This is a genomic window from Klebsiella sp. Ech2A (assembly GCF_030078455.1).
In the GTDB taxonomy this organism is placed as follows: Bacteria; Pseudomonadota; Gammaproteobacteria; order Enterobacterales; family Enterobacteriaceae; genus Klebsiella; species Klebsiella terrigena.
This window is the reverse complement of record NZ_JAQGFU010000213.1, coordinates 1-6,809: the sequence shown is the minus strand read 5'-3', so window position 1 is coordinate 6,809 and position 6,809 is coordinate 1. Positions and strand designations below refer to the sequence as shown.

Genomic DNA, 6,809 nt, shown 5'->3' with positions numbered 1-6,809 from the left:
TGATTGAGGATCGGCAGCAGCTCATCCAGACTCTGGCAAACGCATTAACCGGCGGTGACTGGCTAACGCTGCTGCCGATCCTCAATCATGAACAGGCCGCCGTTCGCCTGCACTGGCTGGCATCGCTGCTGCTGGATGCACAAAAAAGGCAGCAGGGAATCTCCCTGGTGAGCAACCCCGATGCCTGGACGCTGATAAACCAGCTGGCGCAGGCGCTGCCCGCCAGCCGCCTGCAGGCTATTGCGCGGGACGTCAGCGCCTGCCGAGAGCAGCTGCTGAGCGTGGTCGGCGTCAACCGCGAACTGCTGCTAACCGAGCGCCTTTTGCGCTGGGAACATTACCTGCAACCTGGGGCGGTCCTGCCCGTTTCCCACCTCTGAGCGAGACATTATGTTTTTAGTCGACTCCCACTGCCATCTTGATGGCCTGGATTATGAAACCCTGCATAAAGACGTGGACGATGTGCTGGCAAAAGCCGCCGCGCGTGACGTGAAGTTCTTCCTTGCCGTTGCGACTACGCTGCCAGGATATCGCGGGATGCGCGAGCTGGTCGGACAGCGTGACAACGTGGTTTTCTCCTGCGGCGTGCATCCGCTCAACCAGGATGAAGCGTACGACGTTGACGAGCTGCGCAAGCTGGCCGCGGAAGAGGGCGTGGTGGCGATGGGGGAGACCGGGCTGGACTATTTTTACACCCCGGAAACCAGGCCTCGCCAGCAGGAGTCCTTCCGCGATCATATCCGCATCGGCCGCGAGCTCAACAAGCCGGTGATTGTGCACACCCGCGATGCGCGGGCCGATACGCTGACAATTTTGCAGGAAGAAAAAGTGACGGATTGCGGCGGCGTACTACACTGTTTCACAGAGGATAGAGAGACAGCGGGTAAATTGCTGGACATGGGGTTCTATATCTCGTTTTCCGGTATTGTCACGTTCCGCAACGCCGAACAGCTGCGCGACGCCGCGCGCTACGTTCCCCTCGATCGCCTGCTGGTAGAGACCGATTCGCCGTACCTCGCGCCGGTACCCCATCGCGGTAAAGAGAACCAGCCGGCGATGGTCCGTGACGTTGCTGAATATATGGCGGTTCTGAAGGGCGTTTCGCTGGAGCAGCTGGCGCAGCAGACCACCGATAATTTCGCCAGATTGTTCCATATCGCCCCCTCCCGCTTGTAACCTGCCGATCTGCCTATTATTTTAAGGCTCGTAATTAATACTTAAAGCGAGTAAAGTTCACCGCCACAAAAGGGGCGGTGACGTGCTTTTGGTTACATTTAGATACAGGTTATGTAAGTTGATGTAAACTTTTCCACGCCGACTGATTGAAACGTGATAGCCGTCAAACAATCATTCCGCCAATTATTTTACTCTGTGTAATAAATAAAGGGCGCTTAGATGTCCTGTCCACGGCACGGTTCTCCCCCCCGTGCCAATGCGTGAAAACGTAAAAAAGTACCAAATACTCAGGAGCACTCTCAATTATGTTTAAGAATGCATTTGCTAACCTGCAGAAGGTCGGTAAATCGCTGATGCTGCCGGTCTCCGTACTGCCTATCGCAGGTATCCTGCTGGGCGTCGGTTCCGCAAACTTCAGCTGGCTGCCAGAAGTCGTTTCCCACGTCATGGCAGAAGCAGGCGGTTCAGTATTCGCTAATATGCCGCTGATCTTCGCTATCGGTGTCGCGCTTGGCTTCACCAATAACGACGGCGTATCCGCGCTGGCTTCGGTCGTTGCTTACGGCATCATGGTGAAAACCATGGCGGTTGTTGCCCCTCTGGTTCTGCATTTACCTGCTGAAGAGATTGCGGCTAAACACCTGGCTGATACCGGCGTACTTGGCGGTATTATTTCCGGTGCAATCGCAGCGTACATGTTCAACCGCTTCTATCGCATCAAGCTGCCAGAGTATCTGGGCTTCTTTGCGGGCAAGCGTTTTGTGCCGATTATCTCCGGTCTGGCCGCTATTTTCACCGGCGTGATCCTCTCCTTTATCTGGCCACCGATCGGTACTGCTATCCAGACCTTCTCTCAGTGGGCTGCGTACCAGAACCCGGTTGTGGCGTTCGGTATCTACGGCTTCATTGAACGCTGCCTGGTACCGTTTGGCCTGCACCACATCTGGAACGTTCCTTTCCAGATGCAGATTGGTGAATACACCAACGCCGCAGGTCAGGTCTTCCACGGCGATATCCCGCGCTACATGGCAGGCGACCCGACTGCGGGCAAACTGTCCGGCGGCTTCCTGTTCAAAATGTACGGCCTGCCGGCTGCGGCTATCGCTATCTGGCACTCCGCTAAACCGGAAAACCGCGCGAAAGTGGGCGGTATCATGATCTCCGCAGCGCTGACCTCGTTCCTGACCGGTATTACCGAGCCGATCGAGTTCTCCTTCATGTTCGTTGCGCCGATCCTCTACGTTATCCACGCAATTCTTGCAGGTCTGGCATTCCCGATCTGTATCCTGCTGGGTATGCGTGACGGTACATCGTTCTCTCACGGCCTGATCGACTTTATCGTCCTGTCCGGTAACAGCAGCAAGCTGTGGCTGTTCCCGATTGTCGGTATCTGCTATGCGATCGTGTACTACGTTGTCTTCCGCGTGCTGATTAAAGCGCTGAACCTGAAAACTCCGGGTCGCGAAGATTCAACCGAAGACAGCAAAGTGGGCGCAACCAGCGAAATGGCTCCGGCCCTGATCGCGGCGTTCGGCGGTAAAGAAAACATCACTAACCTTGATGCGTGCATCACCCGTCTGCGCGTTAGCGTGGCTGACGTTGCGAAAGTTGATCAGGCTGGCCTGAAAAAACTGGGTGCTGCCGGTGTGGTCGTTGCAGGTTCAGGCGTTCAGGCGATCTTCGGGACTAAATCCGATAACCTGAAAACTGAAATGGACGAGTACATCCGCGCCAACTAAGTTGTGATGTGGGGAGACTAAGGCAGCCGAATGGCTGCCTTTTTTATTGGCTTAAGCGAGTAAAAAGGGAGCCGGCTGGCTCCCTGGCTTCTGCTGGTCAGCGCTGAGGATAAATCAGAACTGGTAGCTGGCGGTGATGCTGAAGTTGCGCGGCTCGCCGTAAACAATCGAGCCGTCAATGTTGGTATCGTAGGTTTTATCGAACAGGTTGTTGATATTACCCTGCAAGGCGAAGTTTTTGGTGACCTGGTAGCGGCTGAACAGATCAACCAGCGCGTAGCTGCCCTGCTCGGCGCGGAAGGTACCGTACGGCGTGACGGTATCTTTATAGACCCGGTTCTGCCAGTTTACGCCGCCGCCAACGGTCAGCTCGGGCACGGCCGGCAAACGATAGCGGGTGAACAGCTTGACGCTGGTGCGCGGCAGGTTAGGGTTCACCGCGTTGCCTTCATTATCTTCCGCAACAAAGCGCGTGGCCCCGAAGGTCATCTGCCAGTTATCGGTAATCGCCCCGTTAACTTCGAACTCGACGCCTTTACTCACCGTACCGTTAGCGGTTTTGTAGGCCGTCTCGCCGTTGCTGCCGGCAATCGGCGTCCCGGTGGACTGGCCCAGATTATCCTGCTCGATACGGAAAACGGCCAGCGTGGTGGTCAGACGGCTGTCCATCCAGTCTGATTTCAGGCCAAGCTCATAGTTGTTACCGGTGATCGGCGTCAGATATTTACCCGAGCTGTCGCGGACGTTCTGCGGCTGGAAGATGGAGGTGTAGCTGGCGTAGGTCGACCAGTTATCATCGATGTCGTAAACCAGGCCGGCGTACGGCGTCGTGTGGTTTTTCTCCATGCTGTAGGAGAGGGTGTCGATGCGCCAGTTGGTATAGCGCGCGCCGAGAATTAAGTGCAGCGGATCGGCCAGCGAGAAACGCGTCGCGGCGTACAGGGACTTCATCCGCGTGGTGTCGTCCTGGGCAAGGCTTTGCGGGTTCCAGTCCGTTTCAGGGAAATTACCCGCATTGAAGTTATTAAAGCTGCCGATTTCATCCGGGAACACGTTGGCCCAGGAGCTGAAATAGCGATTATTTTGTTTGCTGTAGCTGCCGCCGACGATCAGGTTATGCTGGCGTCCGAACAGATCGAAGCCGCCGTCGGTAAACAGATCTACGGCATCGATTTTACGTTTGCCGCTGTTCCAGCCCGTCCCGCCAACGTAGTCATAGCCCGGGCCATAGCTGCCGTAGGGGCCGACCAGCATGCCGGTCTCTTTGTTGACGTACGCATCGACGTACATCATTTTGCTGTCGAATTTGGCCTCGGAGTGGGTTGCGGTCATGGTCGCCTGCCAGGTATCGGCAAAGCGCTGCTTCAGCGTGACGAAGACTTTGTTGAACTCTTTATCGTTATAGGCCCAGTCCGGAGAGGTGCTGTGGGCGCGATCGTAGTGGTTCTTGCTGCCGTCGGTGTTCCAGCGCGGCAGGCCGCCCCAGGTTGGGCTGTCGACGTTGATACGCTGATATTCGTAGCCGGCGGAGAGGCTGGTAGAGGTGCCGAGGTCGGCGTCGAGAATGCCGGAGAAGAACGTTTTTTCGCTGTTGTAGCGATCGAGCCAGGAGTCATTATTCTGATAGCCGGCGACAATACGCCCGCGAACGTTACCATCCTCGGTCAGCGGGCTCTGCATATCGGCGACGTAGCGCTGCTTGTTCCAGCTGCCGTATTCGGCGGAGACATTGCCGGTAAACTCGCGGCTGGTGGCATGCTTGCGGATCATGTTGATCGATGCTGAGGGGTTGCCCGTCCCGGTCAGCAGGCCGTTGGCGCCGCGTACGACCTCGACCCGCTCAAAGAGCGCGGTATCGGAGAGCGCGTCGCCCAGGTTCCAGCGGGACTCAAAATAGGTCGGGATACCGTCAACCATATAGTTGTCTATCTGAAAACCGCGGGAGTAATAGCTGCTGCGATCGGAGTCCGCCTGGCTGCGGCTGATGCCGAGCGTGTTGTCCATCACGTCGCCGAGGGTTTGCAGCTGCTGATCCTGCATCCGCTGCTCGCTGATAATGCTGACCGACTGCGGAATATCGCGCTGGGTCATCAGCATTTTTGTTCCGGCAGAGGTGGTTTTAACGCTGTAATCCTGCCGCTGTTCGTCGGTGCCGGCTGGCGTTGTTCCTTCTACAATGATGGTGTCGTCGGTCGCGTCGGCGGCAAGGCCGAGGGTGGGGTAGAGCGCTAACGCAATGCCGACGGCGAGGAGAGACGGCGCGCGGCGGCCGTCCCGTGAGCTGGTAGTGAAAGACATGATTAACCCTTAATGAAGAGACTGTCGTTATACGCCGGGGCTCTGTGGCCGCGGTCGAATCATTCCCGAAGTGCGGTGCGTCCATGTGGTGAATACAAATGAGAAATATACGCATTTATATTTAATGTGTAAACAGACGTAAGAGGGAGGGGGCAAAAAGTCGCGTTATCGACGGTGGCCCCGGACATAATCAGGGATATGCTTAATCCATCATCAGCTAAGTCCACCGCCGCGTAAGAAAAAGTGCATTCGGGTTGAAAGAGGGGGAGTAACTCGCTCATACTCTTAGACGAATCCTGTGCATCCGCGTTTATCTGCAGAGGCAGGCCAGAGCACGGTATAAAAATTAATAAGGAATCAGTCATGGCAGAAGAAACGATTTTTAGCAAAATCATTCGCCGGGAGATCCCGTCGGATATTGTTTATCAGGATGAGCTTGTTACCGCCTTTCGCGATATCTCTCCGCAGGCGCCGACCCATATTCTGATTATTCCCAATATCCTGATTCCTACCGTCAACGACGTCACCACGGAGCACGAGCTGGCGCTGGGCCGCATGATGACCGTCGCGGCGAAAATTGCGCGTGATGAAGGTCTTGCCGACGACGGCTATCGCCTGATCGTCAACTGCAACCGCCACGGCGGTCAGGAAGTCTACCACATTCATATGCACCTGCTGGGCGGTCGCCCGCTGGGTCCCATGCTGGCTCACAAAGGCTAATCAATGCGCGCAGCTCATTTCGGCACTCTTCTGGCGGCGGCGCTGCTGGCCGGCTGCGGTTCTCACGCGGAAATTCCGGTGGGAGAGCAGCAGACGCTGGTGATGGAATCTAACGTCTTAGCCGCAGGTATCAGCGCCGATGCGCCTGAGGTCACCGCCTCACAGATTCAGGCCACCGCAACCTCCAGGCTGTTTAACGAACGCCAGGAGCCGATCGTCGTGCATTACCGCTTTTTCTGGTATGACGCCAGAGGGCTGGAGATGCACCCGCTGGAGCCGGCACGCAGCATAACGGTGCCCGCTCGCTCATCCGTGACGCTTTACGGTAGCGCAAATATTTTGGGGGCGCATAAGGCCCGACTCTATCTTTATCTGTAAGAGGTAATTGTGATGATTAAAATGTGTCGCTATGCGTTGATCACAGCACTGGCGATATTCCTTGCCGGGTGCGTTGGGCAGCGTCAGGAGCCCGCGCCGGTAGGGGAGGCGCAGCCGAAACCGGAGCAGCCAGCTCAGCCTACGGTACCAACGGTGCCGGGCATTCCGGCAGTGCCGGCGCAGCCGGGTCCGATTGAGCATGAACAGCAGCCGACTCAGCCAACCCCGCGCGTTCGCCACTATGACTGGAGCGGTGCGGTGCAGCCGATGGTCGGGCAGATGCTGCAGGCGGGCGGCGTGAATGCGGGCAGCATTCTGCTGGTCGATAGCGTCAATAACCGCACGAACGGTACACTAAACGCGGGTGAGGCGACCGAGGCCCTGCGCAATGCGCTGACGGGAAACGGCAAGTTTACGCTGGTCTCGCAGCAGCAGCTCGGCGTAGCGAAACAGCAGCTTGGCCTGTCACCGCAGGATGGCCCCGCCACCCGCGGCAAA

At 56.9% G+C, this 6,809-nt stretch carries 7 protein-coding genes; 6 read left to right on the top strand and 1 reads right to left on the bottom strand.

Features of this window, described 5'->3' with window-relative positions:
- The 3 genes from PFH44_RS23290 to ptsG all read left to right on the top strand — a co-directional run.
- Window positions 1-380: DNA polymerase III subunit delta' C-terminal domain-containing protein (locus PFH44_RS23290; RefSeq protein ID WP_283826294.1), on the top strand; the 380-nt coding region annotated here is incomplete at its 5' end.
- A 10-nt stretch (window positions 381-390) separates the two neighbouring features.
- Window positions 391-1,176, top strand: a complete 786-nt coding sequence (locus PFH44_RS23285) for a metal-dependent hydrolase (protein WP_045854847.1) — start codon at window positions 391-393, stop codon at window positions 1,174-1,176.
- A gap of 305 nt (window positions 1,177-1,481) precedes the next feature.
- Entirely contained in the window at window positions 1,482-2,915 is a 1,434-nt protein-coding gene (ptsG, locus tag PFH44_RS23280) for a PTS glucose transporter subunit IIBC (protein ID WP_045854848.1), read from the top strand.
- A gap of 114 nt (window positions 2,916-3,029) precedes the next feature.
- On the opposite strand, the gene fhuE is transcribed toward ptsG, so the two are convergent.
- Entirely contained in the window at window positions 3,030-5,213 is a 2,184-nt protein-coding gene (gene fhuE / locus PFH44_RS23275; protein WP_283826293.1) for a ferric-rhodotorulic acid/ferric-coprogen receptor FhuE, read from the bottom strand.
- Window positions 5,214-5,576: 363 nt separating this feature from the next.
- Between fhuE and hinT the strand changes: the two genes are divergently transcribed.
- The 3 genes from hinT to PFH44_RS23260 all read left to right on the top strand — a co-directional run.
- Window positions 5,577-5,933 carry a purine nucleoside phosphoramidase gene (gene hinT / locus PFH44_RS23270; RefSeq protein ID WP_041144975.1) on the top strand — a complete coding sequence of 119 codons (357 nt, stop codon included), beginning with the start codon at window positions 5,577-5,579 and terminating at the stop codon, window positions 5,931-5,933.
- A 3-nt stretch (window positions 5,934-5,936) separates the two neighbouring features.
- Window positions 5,937-6,311 carry a YcfL family putative periplasmic lipoprotein gene (locus PFH44_RS23265; protein ID WP_045854851.1) on the top strand — a complete coding sequence of 125 codons (375 nt, stop codon included), beginning with the start codon at window positions 5,937-5,939 and terminating at the stop codon, window positions 6,309-6,311.
- A gap of 21 nt (window positions 6,312-6,332) precedes the next feature.
- Window positions 6,333-6,809, top strand: a 477-nt coding sequence (locus PFH44_RS23260; RefSeq protein ID WP_283826295.1) for a penicillin-binding protein activator LpoB, incomplete at its 3' end; no start/stop codon positions are given.

Bases quoted from the DNA above. Each gene is read 5' to 3' on its own strand.
- PFH44_RS23285 (WP_045854847.1), top strand. From the start codon at position 391: ATGTTTTTAGTCGACTCCCACTGCCATCTTGATGGCCTGGATTATGAA.
- ptsG (WP_045854848.1), top strand. From the start codon at position 1,482: ATGTTTAAGAATGCATTTGCTAACCTGCAGAAGGTCGGTAAATCGCTG.
- fhuE (WP_283826293.1), bottom strand. From the start codon at position 5,213: ATGTCTTTCACTACCAGCTCACGGGACGGCCGCCGCGCGCCGTCTCTC.
- hinT (WP_041144975.1), top strand. From the start codon at position 5,577: ATGGCAGAAGAAACGATTTTTAGCAAAATCATTCGCCGGGAGATCCCG.
- PFH44_RS23265 (WP_045854851.1), top strand. From the start codon at position 5,937: ATGCGCGCAGCTCATTTCGGCACTCTTCTGGCGGCGGCGCTGCTGGCC.